This is a genomic window from Sporosarcina ureae (genome assembly GCF_002109325.1).
GTDB lineage: Bacteria > Bacillota > Bacilli > Bacillales_A > Planococcaceae > Sporosarcina > Sporosarcina ureae_C.
This window is the reverse complement of sequence record NZ_CP015348.1, coordinates 1,109,736-1,132,500: the sequence shown is the minus strand read 5'-3', so window position 1 is coordinate 1,132,500 and position 22,765 is coordinate 1,109,736. Positions and strand designations below refer to the sequence as shown.

The following is a 22,765-nucleotide window of genomic DNA, read 5'->3' as shown; positions in this document are numbered from 1 at the left end:
GATGCCTTGGCACTAGGAGCCGATGAAGGACGGCACTAACACCGATATGCTTCGGGGAGCTGTAAGTGAGCTTTGATCCGAAGATTTCCGAATGGGGAAACCCACTGTCCGTAATGGGACAGTACGTGTATGTGAATACATAGCATACTCGTGGCACACCCGGAGAACTGAAACATCTAAGTACCCGGAGGAAGAGAAAGAAACATCGATTCCCTTAGTAGCGGCGAGCGAAACGGGAAGAGCCCAAACCAAGAAGCTTGCTTCTTGGGGTTGTAGGACACTCTATACGGAGTTACAAAGGAATGTGTTAGATGAAGCGACCTGGAAAGGTCCGCAAAACAGGGTAAAAGCCCCGTAGTCGAAAGCATATTCTCTCCAGAGTGGATCCTGAGTACGGCGGAACACGTGAAATTCCGTCGGAATCCGGGAGGACCATCTCCCAAGGCTAAATACTCCCTAGTGACCGATAGTGAACCAGTACCGTGAGGGAAAGGTGAAAAGCACCCCGGAAGGGGAGTGAAATAGATCCTGAAACCGTGCGCTTACAAATTGTCAGAGCCCGTTAATGGGTGATGGCGTGCCTTTTGTAGAATGAACCGGCGAGTTACGATTCCATGCAAGGTTAAGCTGAGAAGGCGGAGCCGCAGCGAAAGCGAGTCTGAATAGGGCGAATAAGTATGGGGTCGTAGACCCGAAACCAGGTGATCTACCCATGTCCAGGGTGAAGGTCAGGTAACACTGACTGGAGGCCCGAACCCACGTATGTTGAAAAATGCGGGGATGAGGTGTGGGTAGCGGTGAAATTCCAATCGAACCTGGAGATAGCTGGTTCTCTCCGAAATAGCTTTAGGGCTAGCCTCAAACGAAAGAATCTCGGAGGTAGAGCACTGTTTGGACGAGGGGCCCATCCCGGGTTACCGAATTCAGACAAACTCCGAATGCCGATGATTTATGTTTGGGAGTCAGACAGTGGGTGATAAGATCCATTGTCGAGAGGGAAACAGCCCAGACCACCAGCTAAGGTCCCCAAGTATCTGTTAAGTGGAAAAGGATGTGGCGTTGCCCAGACAACCAGGATGTTGGCTTAGAAGCAGCCATCATTTAAAGAGTGCGTAATAGCTCACTGGTCGAGTGGCGCTGCGCCGAAAATGTACCGGGGCTAAACAGATCACCGAAGCTGTGGATTGACCTTAGGGTCAATGGTAGGAGAGCGTTCCAAGGGCGTTGAAGCTAGACCGGAAGGACTGGTGGAGCGCTTGGAAGTGAGAATGCCGGTATGAGTAGCGAAAGAAGGGTGAGAATCCCTTCCACCGAATGCCCAAGGTTTCCTGAGGAAGGCTCGTCCGCTCAGGGTTAGTCAGGACCTAAGTCGAGGCCGATAGGCGTAGACGATGGACAACAGGTTGATATTCCTGTACCACCTCCCCGCCGTTTGAGTAATGGGGGGACGCAGTAGGATAGGGTGAGCACACAGTTGGTTGTGTGTCTAAGCAGTGAGGTGGAGAACGAGGCAAATCCCGTTCTCATATAACACTAGGCTGTGATGGCGAGGAGATTTATCTCCAGAGTCCCTGATTTCACACTGCCAAGAAAAGCCTCTAGCGAGGCGGGAGGTGCCTGTACCGCAAACCGACACAGGTAGGCGAGGAGAGAATCCTAAGGTGATCGAGAGAACTCTCGTTAAGGAACTCGGCAAAATGACCCCGTAACTTCGGGAGAAGGGGTGCTCTGGTAGGGTGAATAGCCCGAGAGAGCCGCAGTGAATAGGCCCAGGCGACTGTTTAGCAAAAACACAGGTCTCTGCAAAATCGTAAGATGACGTATAGGGGCTGACGCCTGCCCGGTGCTGGAAGGTTAAGAGGAGGGGTTAGCGCAAGCGAAGCTCTGAATTGAAGCCCCAGTAAACGGCGGCCGTAACTATAACGGTCCTAAGGTAGCGAAATTCCTTGTCGGGTAAGTTCCGACCCGCACGAAAGGCGTAACGATCTGGGCACTGTCTCAACGAGAGACTCGGTGAAATTATAATATGCGTGAAGATGCGCATTACCCGCGACAGGACGGAAAGACCCCGTGGAGCTTTACTGTAGCCTGATATTGAATTCCGGTGCAGCCTGTACAGGATAGGTAGGAGCCTAGGATTCCGGAGCGCTAGCTTCGGAGGAGGCATTGGTGGGATACTACCCTGGCTGTATTGGACTTCTAACCCTTGCCCGTGATCCGGGCAGGAGACAGTGTCAGGTGGGCAGTTTGACTGGGGCGGTCGCCTCCTAAAGAGTAACGGAGGCGCTCAAAGGTTCCCTCAGAATGGTTGGACATCATTCGTAGAGTGCAAAGGCATAAGGGAGCTTGACTGCGAGACCTACAAGTCGAGCAGGGTCGAAAGACGGACTTAGTGATCCGGTGGTTCCGCATGGAAGGGCCATCGCTCAACGGATAAAAGCTACCCCGGGGATAACAGGCTTATCTCCCCCAAGAGTCCACATCGACGGGGAGGTTTGGCACCTCGATGTCGGCTCGTCGCATCCTGGGGCTGTAGTCGGTCCCAAGGGTTGGGCTGTTCGCCCATTAAAGCGGCACGCGAGCTGGGTTCAGAACGTCGTGAGACAGTTCGGTCCCTATCCGTCGCGGGCGCAGGAAATTTGAGGAGAGCTGTCCTTAGTACGAGAGGACCGGGATGGACATACCGCTGGTGTACCAGTTGTCTTGCCAAAGGCATCGCTGGGTAGCTATGTATGGACGGGATAAATGCTGAAAGCATCTAAGCATGAAGCCCCCTTCAAGATGAGATTTCCCATTACGCAAGTAAGTAAGATCCCTCAAAGATGATGAGGTGGATAGGTCTGGGGTGTAAGTACGGCGACGTATGTAGCTGACAGATACTAATCGATCGAGGACTTAACCTATTTTAAAAAGTAGTTACTTGAACTACGACAATGTCTTTTATTCAGTTTTGAGTGAACAAAAAATACTTTTAAAAAGCATTTGACTTTCTCACTCAGTTTGATATAATAATCATGGCTTTGAAAAACAGTTCAGTGACGATGGCAAAGAGGTCACACCCGTTCCCATACCGAACACGGAAGTTAAGCTCTTTAGCGCCGATGGTAGTTGGGGGTTTCCCCCTGTGAGAGTAGGACGTCGCTGGTCTGTTAGATAAGTTTCACAATTTTATTATAACCACATTATATTATTCCGCAGTAGCTCAGTGGTAGAGCAATCGGCTGTTAACCGATCGGTCGTAAGTTCGAGTCTTACCTGCGGAGCCATTATGGAGAGCTGTCCGAGTGGCCGAAGGAGCACGATTGGAAATCGTGTAGGCGGTTTGCGCTGCCTCAAGGGTTCGAATCCCTTGCTCTCCGCCAGATATGCATTCTCAATTTATGGCCCCTTGGTCAAGCGGTTAAGACACCGCCCTTTCACGGCGGTATCACGGGTTCGAATCCCGTAGGGGTCACCATTTTAAAAGTTCTAAATACAGCTGACGCAGTTATGCGAAGCTGAAAGTAATTTAACCCAGGAGGATTAGCTCAGCTGGGAGAGCACCTGCCTTACAAGCAGGGGGTCGGCGGTTCGAGCCCGTCATCCTCCACCATTTTCTTTATAGTATTATCGCGGGGTGGAGCAGTGGTAGCTCGTTGGGCTCATAACCCAAAGGTCACAGGTTCAAATCCTGTCCCCGCAACCAATGGTCCCGTGGTGTAGCGGTTAACATGCCTGCCTGTCACGCAGGAGATCGCCGGTTCGATCCCGGTCGGGACCGCCATTTTTTACATACGCTTCTAATTAGCGTCTTTCTAAAAAAACTAACAATAGTGGCTCAGTAGCTCAGTCGGTAGAGCAAAGGACTGAAAATCCTTGTGTCGGCGGTTCGATTCCGTCCTGAGCCACCATTTATATGCCGGTGTAGCTCAATTGGTAGAGCAACTGACTTGTAATCAGTAGGTTGAGGGTTCAAGTCCTTTCGCCGGCATCCTTACTGGTGGGGTAGCGAAGTGGCTAAACGCGGCGGACTGTAAATCCGCTCCCTCCGGGTTCGGCGGTTCGAATCCGTCCCCCACCACCATTTAGGGGCATAGTTCAACGGTAGAATAGAGGTCTCCAAAACCTTTGATGTGGGTTCGATTCCTACTGCCCCTGTATTTTTTAAAATAATAATTATTCTGGCGGTCGTGGCGAAGTGGTTAACGCATCGGATTGTGATTCCGACATTCGGGGGTTCGATACCCCTCGTCCGCCCCATTACTTTTAAAATAATTAACACCTATTACTATACTGTAAGTGATCATAACATGGCGGTCGTGGCGAAGTGGTTAACGCATCGGATTGTGATTCCGACATTCGGGGGTTCAATTCCCCTCGTCCGCCCCATTAGTGGGGTATAGCCAAGCGGTAAGGCAACGGACTTTGACTCCGTCACTCGTTGGTTCGAATCCAGCTACCCCAGTCAGTTTTGCGGAAGTAGTTCAGTGGTAGAATACGACCTTGCCAAGGTCGGGGTCGCGGGTTCGAATCCCGTCTTCCGCTCCACTATGTTGGCGGCATAGCCAAGCGGTAAGGCACGGGTCTGCAACACCCTTACCACCGGTTCGATTCCGGTTGCCGCCTTTTAATTTCATATAATTAATTACTTTACACGTGCCCGAGTGGTGGAATGGCAGACACGTCGCACTCAAAATGCGATGCCGCGAGGCGTGCCGGTTCAAGTCCGGCCTCGGGTATATCCTGGTCTTTTCTAGTCAAGTTGAGATAGGCCTAAAGCATCTACAAACGTTGATAACACAGCGTTTGTAGATGCTTTTTCTTTTAGCAGAATACGATAGAAAACGATAGGTTTTGAAAACTTTTTACACAAATTTTACACAAGGATTACACAAACATGTTTTCAAAGATCGAAATTGTCTCTTCTTCATCTTTTTCTCTCATCTCATCTAAGATGTGTGAATAGGTCTTCCAAGTTGTCTCTACATCTTTATGTCCAAGTCGTTCGCTTACATAGTTCATAGACACCTTTTGGTTGGATTCACCACCATACAGAAGCACACTTGCATGTGTGTGACGTAAGCCGTGTAAATTAAGTTTTTTTAATTTGTAATTCTTCTAGCACTTTGTTTAATAATTTATTCACATTGGCATTACTGATCACTTTATATTTTGAGGCTGGGCTATAGAAAACAAGGTCAAAGGTATTTGTGGGGGCATTGATAAATAGTTGTTCAAAAGTATCCATTGTAAATTTGTTAACTTTAATAACACGTATAGACTCATCATTTTTTGTTGGCCCAAACCCTTCAGGGGAGTTCTTTGCGTAGCCCCAAGTTTTTTCAATGTTAATTGTACTCTCTTCGAAATTGAAGTCCTTCCTGGTCAGTCCCACCATTTCACCGAAACGCATACCTGTTGATAGCGCAAGTAGTAAAACATAATATCCTAAACCCTTATCTAAACGATTGACAACTTCTTTAAAAAGCGCCTTGCTTTATCAAAGGGTTAGGATCCTTTATTTTGATTACTATTTTTATTTGAAATATGAATCTAACATAGCGCGTGGTATTAGGATAGTTATGTTAGATTGATTGTATTAACTGGGCAGTTTAGTACAGAAAGAATGGTTTTCATGAAGGAATAGAAATATATGAAGTTAAAAAAATATGTGATATCGAGATTGTCCAGACTAAAATAGTTTGGGCTTTTTTGATTCTTTCGATTGAAACCATTATTATGGAAGGAACAGAACAAGTCGGAAGAGGTGGCAAAATGGCGAAAATAATACCATTCAAAAATAGGCGGCAACTATAAACAGAAAAGGAAGTTAAAGTTATGCGTGAGTGGGAAACCCACCTAGAATGGGAAGAAGCAAATTGCCACCATGTAATAGAAAGAGAAACGGAAGAACAGGGATTGTCACAGGAGGAAATCGAGTGGCTGAATGAATGGCTGGGCGAAGAAAAATGATTACCATAGAAGTTGAGCTAGAAAAGATGAAAGAGCTTTATCTTCAGAAAATAGATGAGCATTTACAAGAACTTGAATCAGAGGTATTTTTCATGAATTCAACTAGCTACATATTTAAACATGTCGTGGAATACGATTGTAACCCATCTTTTATATGATGAAGAATTTCCGAAGATATGTCTAGGGAGCAAGTGGGCGTTTCATAAAAAAGAGATCGGTAAATATATGGAGAAGTATAGAACAGAATACTAGCATGCGTGTGTCTTAATCCGTGAACAGTAATATATCTTATCTCCAATTCATCCATCATTATTTTTAAACTTTTATTTACTGTTGCATTTGTTAGCACGTTTGATTTATTATATGGACTGCAGAAAAACAAGTCATGTAAATTAGGCGAAGTTTCATCAAATAAATCCTGAAAGACATTCATGGTATCTTGGTCTATTAAGATTACGCACTCCGAAGAATTGTTTTTTTGTGGTTGAAAATCCAAATCCTTCTTTATAATCCCAAGTCCTTTTTATATGTAACAAATTGTTCTTGAAATCGAAATCATCTCTGGTTAGGCCTACACGATCCCCAAAACGCATTCCAGATGTTAATGCAAGTAAGAAGTAGGGAAAAAGCTAAGTGACCAATCTAAACGTTTGTATAGGTCTTTCATGAGTTTACAGCTATACGTATGTAGAGATTTTCTTATCACTCGCTGCTAAATACCGGGTAGCGGGTATTTTTGCGACACAATCTCTTGGCCAACTTGAAATCGAGTCGGGAAGTCTTGGTCCAAAGGCGATGAAACAAGCGATTCTTACGTCATGTCGAAACAAGATCTGTTTTGGTGGCATTTCCGCGCAGGATGCTCAAGATTTTGTGGATGAGTACTATTGAAATATTGGTTAGGGAATTGAATACCTCCTAACCCAATGGGTTTTTCTGATAAACGAATCTTAACGATTTATTCATACAATGGGTGACCAAGCTTATATGTGGGAAATAGATTATTAGTTTTGCTATGTTAGTAAATTTCATAATTCAATCTCTTTTCTGCGTCGGGTTTAAGTAATTATGAAATCGACTCACGTAAATTTTTGTCTATTTATCAGTTGGTCAATGAAATTTCTAGAGTATCTACAGTAACAACGGGTATCCATGTATTGTTCACTTCGTTTTCGTAAAAATAAATATTGCATTAATTTCAATTCCTGTTTATAGTATTTAATATAGCGACAATTTCGTTAAGTCTACGTTAAATAGAAAATGGGGGAAAATTTTTCCGAAAAGGAGGGTTACATATGGTTTCTAAGAAACAAAGAAACTTGATTTTGTTATTACTATTTATAGGTTGGGCCATTGGTAACTTCGATCGTTATTTTATAAACTATGCAATATTGTCCATCACTGAAGATTTACAATTGAGTCCTACAAGTACTGGACTTATCCTTAGTAGTTTTTTTGCGGGATATGCGCTTATGCAAATACCAGGTGGTTGGTTGGCAGATAAATTCGGTTCTAGGAGAGTCTTAATTGTATCCGTCCTGATGTGGTCGATCTTTACAGCGGCGACGGGGGCAGTATGGTCACTGACTTCGATGATTATAATCCGTTTCTTATTCGGGATTGGAGAAGGTGGATTTCAACCTTCAAGTTCAAAACTGATTTCGCAAACGTTTCCAAGTTCAAAAAGAGCTTGGGCCATGTCTATTATGCTTTCAACTGGCGGTATTGTGTCGCTGATTGTACCGGTACTTTCAGTTTATTTGCTGACAACAATTGGTTGGCGAGTGTCTTTTCTAGTACTGGGCGGTATCGGGCTTATTATTACTGTTCTTTACTGGGCTTTCATCAGGCTGCCCGAGGGCTTTAAAGAGGAAGAATTCAAACCGGTTGGCGAGAATCAGGAGGGCGTTTTCAAGCAATTGATAAAAACTCCGTTGATGTTGAATCTATTTATCGCCTATTATAGTATTTACGCGATTAACTGGGGTTTAGCGACTTGGTTGCCGACTTATCTCGTCAATGTACGTGGACTTGATTTAATTTCACTTGGATGGGTGCAAACAATTCCAGGTTTAGCAATGGTCTTAGCGATTTTCTTATCTGGATATGTGATTGATAGGCTTCCGGAAGAACGAGAGAAAGTGATGGGAGCAATTGCATGTGTCCTCATTGGGATTATTTTATATCTCATGTTTAATGCGCCGAACGTAACGATGTTCATCACTTACCAAACAATAGTGATTATGTTCATTTCATTTATAATACTTTTATTACCATCTATTATTTTGAAAAGGTTTCCATCTACTGTAGTAGGTACAAGTATGGGAATCGCGAACACGGGTGGCCAGTTAGCAGGCTTTATTACGCCACTTGCCATCGGGTTTATTGTACAGATGTTTAATGGATCGTATAATGCTGCTTTTTGGATGTTAATTATTTTTGCTGTCATTTGTACGGTTTCATTATTGACGTTGAATTACCGAAAAGGCGAGTTGCTTCAAGCTGAGCAATGAAAGTGATGCTATGTAACGGCAATTTATATAGAGGAGAGATAAGTGATGGATTTACTGAAAACGGTTTCAAGGCTAATCGAGCAAAAAAGAGAAAAGTTCATTGCACTAAGCGATAAAATCTGGGAAGTACCGGAATTGTGTTTCGAGGAACATCAATCTTCTGCTTATTTAATAGGGGCTTTGGAAGAGGAAGGTTTTAAGGTCGAGCGTGGCGTAGCAGGACTGGAAACCGCTTTTATTGGAAATTACGGAAGCGGGAAGCCTGTTGTCGCGATTTTGGGTGAATATGATGCATTGGCGGGGCTTAGTCAGAAAAAAGGACTTACCCATCACGATCCAGTTGTCAATGGTGGAAATGGCCATGGCTGTGGTCATAATTTGCTGGGAACAGGTGCATTTGCCGCGGCTGTTGCAATTAAAGAGTATATGGAGTTAAATCAGTTAAAAGGAACAGTCCGCTTCTATGGCTGTCCCGCTGAAGAAGCCGGTTCTGGTAAAGCATTCATGGCTCGTGCTGGTCTTTTTGACGATGTGGATGCTGCGTTTTCATGGCACCCTTGGGATGTTCCCGGTCTTATGGACGTGAAGACGCTCGCTAATTACTCTGCTCGTTTTAAGTTTAAAGGGAAAAGTGCCCACGCAGCGGCGGCGCCTCATTTAGGTAGGAGTGCACTGGATGCGGTGGAATTGATGAATGTCGGTGTGAATTATTTGAGAGAGCATATGGTTCAGGATGCCCGTATCCATTACGCAGTTACAGATACAGGCGGCATCTCACCGAATGTGGTCCAAGCGAATGCCGAAGTCGTCTATTTGATACGAGCTCTGGAGAAGGATGAAGTTCAATCGCTTTACGAAAGAGTCTATGACATTGCACGCGGAGCGGCCTTAATGACAGGCACGACGTTTGAAGTGGAATTCGAAGGGACTGCTTCTAACTTAATCCCAAATACTGTGCTTGCGGATGTGATGTACGAGAATTTAACGAAAGTCGAGATTCCTACTTATGATGAAGCGGATCAAAAATTCGCCAAAGAGATTCGAAGTACGCTTTCACAGGATGATTTAAACAATGCGTACGTGGGACGCGACAGGGAAACAGTGAAAAAGTTGAAAGAACTGGACATTGCAGACTTTGTTCCCTCACATAATCCCTCGGATGCTGTATTATCAGGCTCTACAGATGTAGGGGATGTTAGTTGGATTGTTCCGACGATGCAATGTCTGACAACTTGTTTTGCACTCGGCACCCCACTTCATACATGGCAAGTCGTTTCGCAGGGAGTTACACCGATTGCGCATAAAGGGATGCTACAGGCAGGGAAAGTGATTGCGGCGACAGCCATCCAAGCGATGGAAAACCCGGAAATTATTGAACAAGCCAAAGCTGAGTTGCAGGAACGTTTGGATGGTAAGACATACACCTCATTAATCCCCGACTCGGTGAAATGAAAACTTCATATTTTATTTGGAGGCTGAATTGATTCAGCCTCTTTTGGAATTCTATTACTTGTGTGAAAGGTGATAAGTTGGAAATTCACTGGATTTCAATGGGATTTAACAGTAAAATTAAGTAACATACGCGTTCAGAAAGTAGGTATTCGTCATGTACAAAGTTGGGGTTGTCGGTCCTAGTCAATCCGTGAACAGGATTCTTACATTGGCAAGAGAAATTGAACAAGAGTTGGAATTCGTCCCTTATATTTATAAAAAAACAAGCGAAGTGAAAGATTTTGTGTCGAACCCTGAGTCACCAGTAGATTATTGGCTTTTTTCAGGCTATATCCCGTATAAGATTGCGGTGAATACTGTGGGAAAAAATGAAACCTTTCTCTATATAGATTCTGGTGAATTAGATATTTATAAAGGAATTGTGACTCTTTCAAATGAAAGTAGAAAACTGCCGGAACGGATTAGCATAGATATGATTGCGTCATATTGCCCTTATGAGTTGTCCCAGTTAGAAGGAACGATGGAGAAAGTATATATTAAAAGATTCGATGTCGAGGTTGAAACGGCAGAATTATTTAAATTTCATTATGAGTTATGGGAACAAAATAAAATAGAAGCGGTTTTAACTTGTTATCCAACCGTTTATGAAGATTTACAAGAAGCGGGTATTCCAGCATTTTGGTTATCTCCAACACGAAATGAAGTTTTCCATACCATTCGGATGTTTTTCGAGAAAATTAAAACCTCATATTATAAGGATACACAAATCAGTGTAGAAATGATTGAGATTTTAGATTACGACACGATTAAAGAGAAAATGAGAGAATCCTATCAATTGGATTATTTGGAATTGCATTTGAAGAAGACACTTATCCAGCTTTGTGAAAGATTGGATGGTTCGCTTTTTGAACAAGGTAATGGGCGCTATGCAATTTTTAGCACAAGGGGAGCAGTCGAAAGAGAAATCGGTACGTTGAAAGAAAAAGTGAATTACCTTTCAGTTGAAGCAGGTTCTGGCATTGCGGTCGGGATTGGTTTCGGACAGACGGTCTTCACGGCAGAGACGAATGCCTATCGTGCGATTCGGGAATCCAAGAGAAAAGAGAAGCAGGATATCGTCATTATTCAAGAAGATGGAGCGATGATTGATGCAGTTGGTGCGGAAGAGGAACTAGCCTATGACTACCGGACAGATGATAAAGAATTTTTGGCGAAATTAAAAGAAGGTAAAGTTAGCATCAAAACGTATAAGCGAATTGAATCTTTAATCAGAAAAATGGATTGGACGAATTTCACGACGAAAGATTTAGCCATTCATTTAAAAATGAGTGAACGCAATGCTCAGCGAATTGTATCTAATTTGGATAAAGTAAGTTTAATAGAATATGTTGGAGAAGAATCACATTATGCAAAAGGGAGACCTGTGAAAGTATATCAACTGAATTGAACTATCAACACGTTAGCTTCGTTTGACAGTAGGAGATTCTTAGGAATAAGTTATAGTAGCGGCCTACTCCAAGTTCGGAGCTGGCTTTGTAATAGCTTTGAAATATCTTCTTAACTAATGGAAGTTCCGAAGATACACACTATTGGATTTTACAGATGCCAAACAACCTACGCCAGCCAGGGATGATGACAGGCCGGTCTGTTGCGTTTAAAGTTCTGAACCATGACCGTGAAGCAGAAGTTTTCACTGAATCACGTATTGCTGCGTTGGAACAAATGTGAAAATTCAGAGGGGGTGGGTCAAAATGACCTGGACTCCTTATTTCTATTATAAGGAGGAGAAATTCATGTCAATCAGTCCATTTTCTTTATCTCATGAATGGAGCTTGTATTAGACAAAAATACCATTAAGCATAAAGCGTTCAGACCTTGTTAACGGTGCAAGTTAACAAATTATTTATGGAGAATATCATGAAAGATGATTCGTTTGAAAACTACCGAAACTTTACTCGATTGGATGACTTATCTTCAGCCATCGGAACTGTGAAATTTGGGGAGAAAACGAATGAATGGTTAATTGAACAAAAAGAAAGGGACAAAGGCTTACAAAAACAAATGCAAGAGGTTCAGGCGATGAAAAGGCAACTTCAAAAGCAGGAACAAAAAAATGGGGCTGGAAATGGTAGTGAGGAGTTACAAGAAGACTTAATAGAAGCAATGTCAGACTTGGGGGATCAACTTCAACAGACGTTACAGAATAACAGTCATAGCTTTTCAGAAGCGATGTCACCAGCTATACAGGAAATGAAACAGACGAAAGACAGCTTGAAATCATTACTTGGAGGCACGAGTGCAGGAAGTGGTGACGCAGAACTGAAAAAAGTTCCTTTACGAGACCAAATTTCATTAGCTGAAAAGATCGCGTCTAATAAACAGATGAAAGAAATTGCGGATTGGGCGGGTCGATTCAAACAGATAGCCCGTAAAAAGCAAAAATCTAAGCATAGTGATTCAATGGAAAGAAGTGGGGTTACCCTAGGCAACGATATTGAGAGAATGCTACCAATGGAATTGGGTTTGTATACACATCCAATAACGAAGAACGACTTCCTACGTCGCTTTGTGGAAGGCCAAACGATGCAATATGAACTGAAAGGACATGAGGTACTAGGGAAAGGTCCAATTGTGCTTTGTCTGGATCAATCAGGCAGCATGCACAAGCTCGATACCCAATCAAAAGGTTTTACGTTAGCGCTCATGTCGATTGCAAGAAAACAGAAAAGGGATTTTTGTTTAATCCTGTTTTCTACTCGAACAAAAATCTTTAAATATGAAAGAGGGAAAATAAAAATTTCAGATATGATCAATTTAGCTCAAACTTTCTTAGGTGGAGGCACGGACTTTGCGCTTCCTCTTGAAAGAACGATGAATGTAATAAACGAAAGTCGTTTCAAGCAGGCGGATGTTGTGTTTGTTACGGACGGGGAAGACCGAGTGAAGGATTCATTCTTAGAAGTATTCAATAAAAAGAAGAAAAAAAAAGAGTTTAATGTGCTATCCCTAACGATAGGAAGCAATGCAAAAATGGTCAGGCAGTTTTTAGATAAGGTAGTACAAGTTAAAGATTTTGATGATACTGGAAGTTTTACTGCTTTTGAAATATAAACTAAGATAAGAGTAGTTATACAGGGCTTCAAGTAATAGTTGATTTGTCTACTGAATCCTATGACAAGATATTCCGTGCATTGGATTTAACAGTGAAATATGTTGGAGAAAATTTGATTCAAATAGGTTTTGATTAAGCGGTTGTCTCATTGGTCGGTTTCGACTGTGGGATAACCTTTTTGTGTTGTAAACTTTTTTCAGCATTCTTTAAGAATTACAACAACTTCATAGGGGATTACAGATAACATTCTATCCCTATACATCCCCAATATATGACGTAATATTTAGCCCCTATATAAAGGTGTACATTATCTTCGTGATATTGTATAATTTTAAGTAACAGAAGCATACTATGGAGGAGAAGATAAAAATGGGGATGAATGTTATGGAGAAACCACAATTTAATGTTGATCAAGTTATTTCTGCTTCAAATGCTGCTAAAAGATTTGCAGAAGTACGTAGAAATGCAAAAACGAGTCCACAATTTATTTCTCAAAATAACAGCATTGATTCAGTTGTACAAAGCTATGAGGATTACGAAAAAATGTATATGGAATTGGAAACTTTGCGGGAGTTGTTTTTTGATTTGAATCTTTCTGATCGAATTGAACAAGCAGACTTAAAACCCGAACTTAGATTCACTATTAAAGATGTAATGGGTGAAGAAGGATATACTGAGTTTCAAAAGATTGATCCGAATTCTATTTCAGATGAAGAGTTATTTGGGTAATGTATGGAAAATAAATTCGAGATAGTATTTATAGAAGACGCAAAAGAAGATTATCGAAAATTAGATGGTTCTGAGAAAAAATATGTTGATATCGCACTTGCGAAGATTAGATTACGAGCAGATGAGCTTGGTGAAGAACTAACAAAAAAAGGTGACTCCAATTTAATTGGCTGTAAAAAGATTAAGTTCAGAAAAATAGGTATTCGAATAGTCTTTAGGGTTATTGGTGGTCAAGTTGAAATAGCTGAGATTATTTCAATTGGAAAACGAAGGAATGATGAGGTTTATAAAAATGCTGCTAAACGTCTCAGAAATATAAAGAAAAAGCATCAATGAAATCGATTATTATTTCATTGATGCTTTTTTATGTAAGTATAAAGCTTGGCTTACTTCACAAACGCCCCAGATAGCGGTACAACTTCTAATCAACCTTATAGATTTCAACCCATTCTATTCATCATCTTTCTTAACGAGCTTTTTTAGGGTTGTGTTGATATTAATAAGAGCGATGAGGATAAAACCAAGCATTATAAAAGTTACAATCTCACCTGTAAAAAAGCAACAATACCCAAAATCAACGCATATAACGAGTACATCCAGTTGTTCATAAAATCCTATCTTTCCTACAAAATGGCCCGTTTGCGGCACATTGATTTCATTATACCTTACATTCATCAGTATATAAACACTTCAATATATTCGAATTAATTAGCCGGACTAGAAAAAGGGTAATTTACTGAAATATCGACATTGAACTATTTTATTTCCAAGACTTTTGATACTTTCAAAATAAACTCTTATAATACAGGGAACACGTTTAATCGAAAGAGGTCGGGAATATGGTCATTATAATTCCTTTTAAAACTAGACCCCGATTAGAAACAGAAAAAGCGGTTAAAGTTATGCGTAATTGGGAAGCTCATTTAGAAGGGGAAGAAGCGAATTGGAATAATGTATTTGCTAGAGAAGAAAAAGAAGAGCCCTTGTCACAAGAAGAAGTTAACTGGCTTAATAATTGGCTTCGTGAAGAAAAATAATAAACGTGGAAGTTATTCATTAAAAGCGGAGCTATTTATGTGTTTAATATGTTTTGGAAAACTTCAAAACAAAGAATGCAATTTGAAACCATATTTATTTAGCAGCTGATTGCCGAATATTTTAGGAAGATATTAGCATAAAAAAGCGTTTACTCTGTCAAAAGAGTAAACGGCTAAAATGCACAATAAAATGATTATGCACAAATTATACACAAGCATTGCCGGAAGTGTTGTACCTAAAGTATCTATAGGCGATAAAAGAAACCGGCCTCGGGTATCATCAAAAGAACATAGCATATGCTGTGTTATTTTTTATATTCCAGTAAAAAGGTAAGAGCGCGTTGCCTGTTTGAATGATCGTGCAGCAGCCACAGAGGGCTCATATACTGGATTGATATACTATAATCCAGGAACAACGATACAGGCCAATGCGTAGATGCTGACACACGAGCGGTGTGTATAACGAGAATCAAACGTAACAAATTAATATAATGTGATTTGAATTGTATAGTAGTATGAGGAAGTTCTATATCTATACTTTACAAAATGGCTTTAAACATCCTTCGATATTCAGTGATTGAATTACAACAACTTTCTTATTTTAATTAATCGAGTTTGCTAGTAAAGTGTAAAGAAGTACTTTATTCATTTCCTTTATTGAATGCTTTAAGTGTTTCGTAATCCTTAACTGTATCGACATCGAAAACTAGTCTTTTGTCGTTACAATTTAGAAGCTTTCCTTGTTGGAGAAAGTCACCTTTTAAAATTGCTCGCGCTCCCTTATCTCCGCGTAACTTTAAAAGTTCAGGGTACATGTAGGCAGAAAATAGAACGGGGGGCATAGTGACTTGTTTGGATGTAGTGGCTACAAATCTGCAGTCGGGCTTTTCACTCATACAAGTAATCATTTCAGAAAGCATTTGAACCGTTATAAAAGGTTGGTCGGCTAGCATGACGAGTACGCCATCAGCATGTCGTTCTTGTGCGTGTTGAATACCGCAGCGCAAGGATTCAGATTGGCCTTCATTTGAAGTAGGACATTGAATGATTGTGCATTTAGCGTTGGATTTCATATGTGAAGGAATCCATTCTGTGTCATCTATGTCTTTAGTAATTACAAAAATTTCATCCAGTGGAGAATTTAATGCAGTTTCCAGTGCCAAGCTACCGAGAGACATAGTACCAACAGGCAATGCTAATTTATGAGTACCCATCCGTGTGCTATTTCCGGCAGCTAGATAAATGCCAATGATTTTCATATCATTTTTCCTCTTCTCACAGCAATGAGTTCCGCTACGATACTTACAGCAATTTCTTCAGGTCCATCCGCTCCAATCGATAGTCCTACTGGTGAATGAACACTATTTGGAAGTGCTCCATCAAATAGGCGTTTCGTTCTTTTTTTTGACCCTAATATGCCAAGATACAACAACTTGCGTTCAAGCAAATACCGTCCGATTTCAAAGTCTAATTGAAAATCATGTGTCATAAGGATCACTGAATCCAACGAGCTGAATTTTATGTTTGATAGCAGTTTTTTAACGTCGCCAATTTGAATAGAAGCTGCAGTGGGAAAGTGCATTTCGTTACAAATATTGCTGCGCCAATCCAAGAGATGAACGGCATAGCCGATATTCCCTGAAAGCTGAGCAAGTGGTCTTGCGTCGAGGCCCGCTCCAATTATATAAAGATGGGGTTGTGGCCAAATAAGTTGGAAATATACCATTTCTTCACCAAAGTTCATTTGTTTAGCTATTCTTTGGTAGGGGATAACGTCAATAAAATTTAGCATAATATTTGATTGTATTTTGCCAAATCGTTTTCCATCTGAGGTTATACAGCCGTACTGGTTAATGTCTGTCATTGATTGAAGAAAGTATGCAGGTTCATTGGCTTGCATCTGCTTGTGTAGGATATCAAGGACTCCTCGGAAATCCTCATCAATGTCGCGTATCCATACAGTGACAACACCGTTACATCCTGCACCACGTCCCCATCCAAGATCGTCCTCAGAACTTAAATCATATTGGACAGTAGTTGCTTTGCCTGTCCTAAACAATTGCGTCGCATGACTATGTAAATCATTTTCTAAACAACCACCACTTATCATTCCGATCTGTACACCGCTCTCTTGAATAAGCATCCACGTACCTTCCTTTCGATAAGAGGATCCTTCCACATTAACTATTATTGCAAGTGCAGCGGGTTGAGTGTCAGCCAAGACCGTTTCGATTATTTGCTGCATAGATTTCAACTTTTCACCTTCATCTTTTTAAATCACCTTATCCATTACGTAATCCTATTATTCATTTTTAAAATATCATCCCCACATTATAAATTGTGTTTGTATTGGTTAGAATACGGTAGATCAATACTATTTCTAGGAGGATACATGTGGATAATTACTTACTTCCGGTTATCATCGGAATTATTTTTGGCTTTATTGCACGAATGCTATTGTTACGCACGGACTTTCGGCAATATCCAACCTATCCTACTGGAAGGATTATTCATCTCTCATTTGGTTTTATATCTGCTTTCATCGGTGCTGTAGCAATTCCTGCTGTTCTAGAATCTGATTGGACTGCGGTTACATTTCTAGGCCTTGCAGCGACTCAGTTCCGGGAAGTGAGGAAAATGGAAAGGGAATCACTTGAGAAAATAGATGAATTCGAACTTGTGAAGCGCGGAGCACCTTTTGTTGAAGGGATGGCTCAGGCGTTTGAAAGCAGAAATTATTTAGTAATGTTCACGGCACTTGTCACTACATTGTGTGCCGTATTTTCATTTTGGATAGGTATTATCGGTGGAATTATTATGCTGATTGTTGTGAAGTTCAATATGTCAGGTAAGTTTTTGAGTGATATCGCAGATGTTAAAGAAGCGGCAATCCGCTTTGAAGGGCCAACGCTTTTCGTTGACGATATATTAATTAAAAATGTGGGATTAGAAGATACGAGAAAAATCATCACTGAACAAGCAGTGGGTGCAATCGTTACACCGAAAAATCAAAACAGTATTGTTACATTGTCTTTCCTAGGACAACGACAGGCGATGCTACATCATGTGGCAACTATTCTAGGGAGCTATCTTGACTCAGGTGAACCAGCGTTAATTCCACTTACGAAAAGAGATATGGCAGACGGTCGAATTGCATTGTTTTTCTTGCCACGAGAAAAGGAATTTAATCAGATTAAAGCAGTGTTAGACAAAGTTCCGATTCTGGATAGTGCAATTCGGATGCCTAAGGAAGCCGATAAGGACAACTCATAAAATAATAGTGTTATTTATGGATTTTGTATTTGGAGGTTGAGTAAATTGGAAAATCAACACGCGGAAATTGTTGCAGTTATTACAACGAAGCCCGAAGTAATTCAAGGGGGAGGAGCGCCTGTTTTCATTGTGATAAATGAAATGGAATTACAAGAAATAAGCATGACGATTGAGAAAATTATGGATGCTTCAGCACATGAAGTGAACAAGGACACAGTCATTATAGTAGCTCGATAACTATAGTTCAGGAGGCGTTAAGTGAATGACCAATAAACCATGGTCCACAGTTGGGAAACCAGAACAACGGATTGATGCGGTGGAAAAATCGACAGGAAAAGTTAGGTATATAGGGGATTACTCAGCTCCTGGACTTATGCATGCCAAACTTGTGAAAAGCACACAAGCCCATGCCAAAATTATTTCCGTAGATACGACTGAAGCATGGAAAATGCCTGGTGTGCGTGCAATTGTTACTGGCAATATGTTTCCGTTCCATATAGGACCTATATTGGCGGACCGACCTCCATTGGCATTTGAGAAAGTCCGTTATTATGGTGAACCTGTGGCGATTATCGTAGCAGATCATGAACATCAGGCAAAACGTGCAACCGAGAAAGTGAAAGTTGTATATGAACCTTTACCTATTGTGAACTCCGTGCAACAAGCATTTCTAAAAGATGCGCCACTTGTACATGACAACGCTGAACAATACACGAAAATCATAAGCGATGTCTATCCAAAAGCGTCTACAAATATTGGGAGTCATATTAAAATTCGTAAAGGTGACTTTGATGCAGCTTGGGCAAATTGTGAGGAAACCATCACAGCGACTTATTCATTTAATCTTTCAGATCATGTCGCGATGGAAACGAGAAGTACGCGAGTTGAAATTAATCCAGCGGGCAAGGTCATTGTCCACTCCTGTAGTCAGTCACCATTTACAATCAAAAAAGTGCTCAACCAATTTTTTAATGTCGACGTTGGAGATATCCTCGTTCATATTCCGATGGTAGGTGGTGCGTTTGGTGGGAAGGGAACTGTTCAGTTAGAACCACTTGCTTATTTGGCTTCGAAAGCAGTTGGTGGAAAATTAGTGAAATTGGAGTTTGACCGAGAAGAAGATATGACAACAGCACCTTGTCGAATTGGCTTCGACGCAACCGTTCAGCTTGGGGTAACGAAAGAAGGGAAGTTGGTAGCGGGGAAATATACGTATTTACTGGATTCAGGTGCGTATTCTGATCAAGCCGCAGGGATTACAAGGGCGGCGGCACTTGATTGTACAGGTCCTTATAACATTCCAAATGTATGGTGTGACTCATATTGTATGTATACAAATCATCCTTTTGCGACTTCATTTAGGGGATATGGACATCCCGAGCTAACATTTGCAGTTGAACGAACAATGGATCAGCTAGCTGAGAAGTTACAAATGGATCCTCTTCAGTTTCGTATGATGAATGGTATTAAACCAGGAGATACAACTCCGACTCAAACCGTCTTGACAGCGAATAATATTGGCGATTTGGAGAAATGCATTAACCGTGCTAAAGAGTTAATCAAGTGGGATGAAGGACAAAAAGTTAAGAGTGGAAAGAACAAAGTGCGCGCGAAAGGGATTAGTACGTTTTGGAAAACTTCCACGACGGCTACAAATGCACAGGCAGGCGCCATTATTATTTTTGAAGCAGACGGTAGCGTGAATTTGAATTGTGCAGCGATAGAGTTAGGACAAGGAACTAAAACGATACTCGGACAAATTCTTGCAGAAAAGTTAGGCATGGACATGAATAAAGTTCATGTCACAATGGAAGTCAATACACAATACGACCCTCACCAATGGCGTACCGTTGCGAGCAGTTCAACTTTTTTAGCGGGTAGGGCTGTCGTATACGCTGCAGATCATGCAATTGCACAGTTAAAGAAAACAGCTGCCGTTGTGTTGCAATGTTCTCCTGATGACTTAGAAGTTGGCGGTGGAAGGGTGTACTTAAAGCCTGATCCTACATTTGGTGTGGATATTAAGGATATTTCCTTGGGTTATACGTATCCAAGTGGGCATTCAATAGAAGGACAAATTGTCGGTATCGGGAAACATATACAGCGACATTTAACGCCGATGGATCAACAAACCGGTTTTGGGAAGCCCGGACCGTGGTGGTCGGTTGGTGTACAAGCTGTAGAAATTGAATTAGACACAAGGGATTTTACGTATTCTATTTTAAAAGGCGTCACGGTCCTTGACGGAGGCACCATTATTAACCCGATGACAGCCACACAACAAATGCGTGGCGGCATGTATATGGGCTTGAGTTATGCGACAAGCGAAAAGTTTGTCTTTGATGATCAGGGAATTGTACAAAACTCAGACCTTCGGGGCTATCCAATGTTGCGCTATGGTGAACAACCGACAGAATATCATGTGGATTTTATCGAAAGCCCAGCAATTGATGGACCTTTTGGTGCCCGTGGAATAGGTGAATATGGCGTTATTGGAGCACCCGCATGTTTGGCAAACAGTCTTTCCATTGCAACTGATGTGGAGTTAAATGAATTACCACTTACACCAGAATCCATTTGGCAAAAGAAGAAGGAGGGAACTAAATGATTTCTTTTGATTTTACGTACTTTAAACCTTCTTCCGTTACGGAAATAATAGATATGTACAACGAGGTTCATGAACAAGGTGAAAAGGCCTTGTTCATATCGGGTGGCACTGAATTTATTACCTTTGCCCGTATGAACAAGATTTATGCAGATGCGATCATTGATAGTAAAGGAATTCCTGAATGTAATGTGTTGGAAATGCGTGGCGGTGATTTACTAATTGGAGCGGCGGTTTCATTAAATAAAATTACGGATTCCAACCTATTTCCGTTTCTAGGGGCTACTGTGGAACAAATCGCAGATCACACCTCGCGAAACAAAATTACAATAGGTGGGAATATTAATAGTGAATTGATATATAAGGAAAGTATTTTACCACTTTTGCTAGTAGATGCGAAAGTAAAAGTTTTGAAGGGGACTGATGAAAGAGTTGTCTCCTTACAGTCCCTATTTGATAGGAAAATAAAACTGTCTCCAGGGGAATTACTTCTTCAAATTATTATTGATTCATCCTATATCGATCTACCGTATATAAGTCTAAAAAGGACGAAATTTTCGAAAGTAGGTTATCCTGTCGTATCGGTAGCAGCAATTTTGAAGGGAAACCGATTACGTATTGCTTTTAGCGGTGTGTGTAATTATCCTTTCAGATCTAGTGAAATAGAGACGATCATAAATGATTTAACCATCCCTGTTATGGATAGAATAGACAAAGTCATGGACAATCTGCCTTCAAGTATCGTGGATGATCTCCAAGGTTCTAGAGAGTATAGGGCATTTGTGTTAAAAAATGTGTTGCTAGATGTCATAGAAGAAATGGAGATGGGCGAATGAATAAGCAAAACACAGCATCTAAAGCTTTTATTCATTTACATGTGAACGGGGAAACACAGGAAGTGGCTGTTCGAAACGCGGATACTTTGCTGTCTACTTTAAGGGAAAAGCTTGGATTAACAGGCGCCAAACAGTCGTGTGAAAATGGGGATTGCGGGGCATGCACGGTACTTATTAACGGAGAACCTAGCCATTCATGCCTATCATTGGCAGTTGAAGTTGTTGATTTACCAATCACAACAATTGAAGGACTATTAGATTCGCCTGTTCGAGAAGCTTTTGTTGATAAATGGGCAATTCAATGCGGGTTTTGTACACCCGGTTTTATCGTCAATTGTCATGCGTTACTGACCGACCATCCAAATGCGAATGAAGAAATCGTAGAGAAGTGGTTACAATCCAATATTTGCAGATGTACAGGATATCAAGAAATTAAAGATGCAGTGAATTCATTGATTGGATCAAATGATCATTCCATAAATAAAACACATCCAAGACTTTCAAAGTAGAAAGTTCTGGATGTGTTTTTTACCCTTTTTTAAAGCTTTGATTTCCGCTGTTAAGTGATTGAATGAGCTGAAGTGTTTGTGCGGCTTGTTCAATTTGTTGTTGTACTTGTTCTAGTTGCTGTTGTTCAGCAGTTGTAGATTGTGTAATGGAGATGCCTTGCATATAATTTAGCTGCTGAACTGCTTGTTGGAGTTGTTGTTGTGCTTGTTGTAACGTTGCCAAGTCCGACATAGAGGACATTTGCTGAAGTGATTGTACCGCCTGTTGCATCGCTTGCAACGCCATCTTCTTTTTTGTATCGAATTGTTGTTCTACTAGCGATTGGTTATCCTTCAATTGTTGTTGCTGCCGTTTCATTTGTTGTTCTTTATAGCTTTGACCTTGCGGCTTGTTTGACATAGTCATGACTCCTCATCCCAATTATTTATTTCACTTTAGTCTACCCAAATTTAAAGTATTTATAAGGATGAGACTTCAAGAAATGCTGAATCACTATTCTCCAGATTATTTCTGGGCTAGCTAGATCCCGCCTCTTTTTTATCATGACAAAATATAAAAATACCTGCTGTCTGTCAAAATGACAGGCAGCAGGCCATAGAGGAGAAATATGAAAGGGTGTTACTCAGTAAGGGTTCATTGCCATGGACGTGGTTGGTAATGGGTCATTGGTCAATGTGTAAAGGGTAACAAGTAATGGGTTTAGCAAGTTTGTGTTCATATTCCCCACTCTACGCCTCAAAAAGGAG

The 22,765-nt window shown here is 41.2% G+C and carries 19 protein-coding genes, 16 tRNA genes and 2 rRNA genes (1 of these 37 running past the window's edge); 32 read left to right on the top strand and 5 right to left on the bottom strand.

Annotation, left to right across the window (positions count from 1 at the left end):
- From SporoP32a_RS05775 to SporoP32a_RS05690, 18 genes are all read left to right on the top strand, one after another.
- Positions 1-2,903 (top strand): 23S ribosomal RNA (locus tag SporoP32a_RS05775) (it extends 26 nt beyond the left edge of the window).
- Between the two features lie 128 nt (positions 2,904-3,031).
- A 5S ribosomal RNA gene (rrf, locus tag SporoP32a_RS05770) occupies positions 3,032-3,147 on the top strand.
- A 44-nt stretch (positions 3,148-3,191) separates the two neighbouring features.
- Positions 3,192-3,266 (top strand) — tRNA-Asn (locus tag SporoP32a_RS05765).
- 4 nt (positions 3,267-3,270) lie between these two features.
- Positions 3,271-3,362: transfer RNA gene (locus SporoP32a_RS05760), tRNA-Ser, on the top strand.
- Between the two features lie 20 nt (positions 3,363-3,382).
- Positions 3,383-3,457: transfer RNA gene (locus SporoP32a_RS05755), tRNA-Glu, on the top strand.
- Positions 3,458-3,516: 59 nt separating this feature from the next.
- A tRNA-Val gene (locus SporoP32a_RS05750) sits at positions 3,517-3,592 on the top strand.
- Between the two features lie 18 nt (positions 3,593-3,610).
- Positions 3,611-3,685: transfer RNA gene (locus tag SporoP32a_RS05745), tRNA-Met, on the top strand.
- A 2-nt stretch (positions 3,686-3,687) separates the two neighbouring features.
- Positions 3,688-3,763 (top strand) — tRNA-Asp (locus SporoP32a_RS05740).
- A gap of 51 nt (positions 3,764-3,814) precedes the next feature.
- Positions 3,815-3,890: transfer RNA gene (locus SporoP32a_RS05735), tRNA-Phe, on the top strand.
- Between the two features lie 7 nt (positions 3,891-3,897).
- A tRNA-Thr gene (locus tag SporoP32a_RS05730) sits at positions 3,898-3,970 on the top strand.
- An 8-nt stretch (positions 3,971-3,978) separates the two neighbouring features.
- Positions 3,979-4,063, top strand: a tRNA-Tyr gene (locus SporoP32a_RS05725).
- Positions 4,064-4,066: 3 nt separating this feature from the next.
- A tRNA-Trp gene (locus tag SporoP32a_RS05720) sits at positions 4,067-4,137 on the top strand.
- A 26-nt stretch (positions 4,138-4,163) separates the two neighbouring features.
- Positions 4,164-4,239: transfer RNA gene (locus SporoP32a_RS05715), tRNA-His, on the top strand.
- A 53-nt stretch (positions 4,240-4,292) separates the two neighbouring features.
- Positions 4,293-4,368: transfer RNA gene (locus SporoP32a_RS05710), tRNA-His, on the top strand.
- A gap of 4 nt (positions 4,369-4,372) precedes the next feature.
- Positions 4,373-4,444, top strand: a tRNA-Gln gene (locus SporoP32a_RS05705).
- An 8-nt stretch (positions 4,445-4,452) separates the two neighbouring features.
- Positions 4,453-4,527, top strand: a tRNA-Gly gene (locus SporoP32a_RS05700).
- A gap of 7 nt (positions 4,528-4,534) precedes the next feature.
- Positions 4,535-4,605: transfer RNA gene (locus SporoP32a_RS05695), tRNA-Cys, on the top strand.
- A 32-nt stretch (positions 4,606-4,637) separates the two neighbouring features.
- Positions 4,638-4,718, top strand: a tRNA-Leu gene (locus SporoP32a_RS05690).
- 148 nt (positions 4,719-4,866) lie between these two features.
- On the opposite strand, the gene SporoP32a_RS17430 is transcribed toward SporoP32a_RS05690, so the two are convergent.
- Both SporoP32a_RS17430 and SporoP32a_RS17425 read right to left on the bottom strand, forming a co-directional pair.
- On the bottom strand, positions 4,867-5,040 hold the full coding sequence (locus tag SporoP32a_RS17430; protein WP_335696124.1) for a hypothetical protein: 174 nt from the start codon (positions 5,038-5,040) through the stop codon (positions 4,867-4,869).
- Between the two features lie 31 nt (positions 5,041-5,071).
- Complete coding sequence (locus SporoP32a_RS17425) at positions 5,072-5,392, bottom strand: site-specific integrase (protein WP_335696123.1); 321 nt, start codon at positions 5,390-5,392, stop codon at positions 5,072-5,074.
- 425 nt (positions 5,393-5,817) lie between these two features.
- On the opposite strand from SporoP32a_RS17425, the gene SporoP32a_RS17305 reads away from it, so the two are divergent.
- The 9 genes from SporoP32a_RS17305 to SporoP32a_RS05640 all read left to right on the top strand — a co-directional run bounded on the left by SporoP32a_RS17305 (position 5,818) and on the right by SporoP32a_RS05640 (position 14,795).
- Complete coding sequence (locus SporoP32a_RS17305) at positions 5,818-5,952, top strand: hypothetical protein (protein ID WP_255396894.1); 135 nt, start codon at positions 5,818-5,820, stop codon at positions 5,950-5,952.
- Between the two features lie 1,295 nt (positions 5,953-7,247).
- Entirely contained in the window at positions 7,248-8,465 is a 1,218-nt protein-coding gene (locus tag SporoP32a_RS05670; RefSeq protein WP_085427027.1) for an MFS transporter, read from the top strand.
- A gap of 45 nt (positions 8,466-8,510) precedes the next feature.
- Positions 8,511-9,917, top strand: a complete 1,407-nt coding sequence (locus tag SporoP32a_RS05665) for a M20 family metallopeptidase (RefSeq protein WP_085427026.1) — start codon at positions 8,511-8,513, stop codon at positions 9,915-9,917.
- Between the two features lie 154 nt (positions 9,918-10,071).
- Positions 10,072-11,364 carry a hypothetical protein gene (locus tag SporoP32a_RS05660; RefSeq protein ID WP_085427025.1) on the top strand — a complete coding sequence of 431 codons (1,293 nt, stop codon included), beginning with the start codon at positions 10,072-10,074 and terminating at the stop codon, positions 11,362-11,364.
- A gap of 155 nt (positions 11,365-11,519) precedes the next feature.
- Positions 11,520-11,645 carry a hypothetical protein gene (locus tag SporoP32a_RS17300; protein ID WP_255396893.1) on the top strand — a complete coding sequence of 42 codons (126 nt, stop codon included), beginning with the start codon at positions 11,520-11,522 and terminating at the stop codon, positions 11,643-11,645.
- Positions 11,646-11,822: 177 nt separating this feature from the next.
- Positions 11,823-13,028, top strand: coding sequence for a VWA domain-containing protein (locus SporoP32a_RS05655; protein WP_157129931.1), 1,206 nt, complete (start codon positions 11,823-11,825; stop codon positions 13,026-13,028).
- A gap of 370 nt (positions 13,029-13,398) precedes the next feature.
- A complete protein-coding gene (locus SporoP32a_RS05650) occupies positions 13,399-13,758 on the top strand; it encodes a type II toxin-antitoxin system Phd/YefM family antitoxin (RefSeq protein WP_085427023.1) in 360 nt (119 codons plus the stop codon).
- 3 nt (positions 13,759-13,761) lie between these two features.
- Positions 13,762-14,094, top strand: a complete 333-nt coding sequence (locus tag SporoP32a_RS05645; RefSeq protein ID WP_085427022.1) for a type II toxin-antitoxin system RelE family toxin — start codon at positions 13,762-13,764, stop codon at positions 14,092-14,094.
- 503 nt (positions 14,095-14,597) lie between these two features.
- Positions 14,598-14,795 (top strand): hypothetical protein, encoded by a 198-nt coding sequence (locus tag SporoP32a_RS05640; protein WP_085427021.1) that lies wholly within the window; start codon positions 14,598-14,600, stop codon positions 14,793-14,795.
- Positions 14,796-15,436: 641 nt separating this feature from the next.
- Here SporoP32a_RS05640 and SporoP32a_RS05635 read toward each other — a convergent pair.
- Entirely contained in the window at positions 15,437-16,054 is a 618-nt protein-coding gene (locus tag SporoP32a_RS05635; RefSeq protein ID WP_085427020.1) for a nucleotidyltransferase family protein, read from the bottom strand.
- The gene (locus SporoP32a_RS05630; protein ID WP_085427019.1) at positions 16,051-17,040 is read right to left on the bottom strand and encodes an XdhC family protein; all 990 of its coding nucleotides are present in this window, start codon (positions 17,038-17,040) and stop codon (positions 16,051-16,053) included. Before SporoP32a_RS05630 ends, SporoP32a_RS05635 begins: the two co-directional genes overlap by 4 nt.
- A 149-nt stretch (positions 17,041-17,189) precedes the next feature.
- On the opposite strand from SporoP32a_RS05630, the gene SporoP32a_RS05625 reads away from it, so the two are divergent.
- Genes SporoP32a_RS05625 through SporoP32a_RS05605 form a run of 5 tightly spaced genes read left to right on the top strand, consistent with a single transcriptional unit; the run spans position 17,190 to position 22,018 of the window.
- Positions 17,190-18,068, top strand: a complete 879-nt coding sequence (locus SporoP32a_RS05625; protein WP_085427018.1) for a YIEGIA family protein — start codon at positions 17,190-17,192, stop codon at positions 18,066-18,068.
- Positions 18,069-18,113: 45 nt separating this feature from the next.
- Complete coding sequence (locus SporoP32a_RS05620; protein ID WP_085427017.1) at positions 18,114-18,305, top strand: capping complex subunit for YIEGIA; 192 nt, start codon at positions 18,114-18,116, stop codon at positions 18,303-18,305.
- A gap of 25 nt (positions 18,306-18,330) precedes the next feature.
- A complete protein-coding gene (locus SporoP32a_RS05615; RefSeq protein WP_085427016.1) occupies positions 18,331-20,676 on the top strand; it encodes a xanthine dehydrogenase family protein molybdopterin-binding subunit in 2,346 nt (781 codons plus the stop codon).
- Positions 20,673-21,509 carry an FAD binding domain-containing protein gene (locus tag SporoP32a_RS05610; protein ID WP_085427015.1) on the top strand — a complete coding sequence of 279 codons (837 nt, stop codon included), beginning with the start codon at positions 20,673-20,675 and terminating at the stop codon, positions 21,507-21,509. Before SporoP32a_RS05615 ends, SporoP32a_RS05610 begins: the two co-directional genes overlap by 4 nt.
- Complete coding sequence (locus tag SporoP32a_RS05605; protein ID WP_085427014.1) at positions 21,506-22,018, top strand: (2Fe-2S)-binding protein; 513 nt, start codon at positions 21,506-21,508, stop codon at positions 22,016-22,018. Before SporoP32a_RS05610 ends, SporoP32a_RS05605 begins: the two co-directional genes overlap by 4 nt.
- Before the next feature lie 19 nt (positions 22,019-22,037).
- On the opposite strand, the gene SporoP32a_RS05600 is transcribed toward SporoP32a_RS05605, so the two are convergent.
- A complete protein-coding gene (locus tag SporoP32a_RS05600) occupies positions 22,038-22,418 on the bottom strand; it encodes a hypothetical protein (protein ID WP_232319597.1) in 381 nt (126 codons plus the stop codon).
- Between the last annotated feature and the right edge of the window lie 347 nt (positions 22,419-22,765).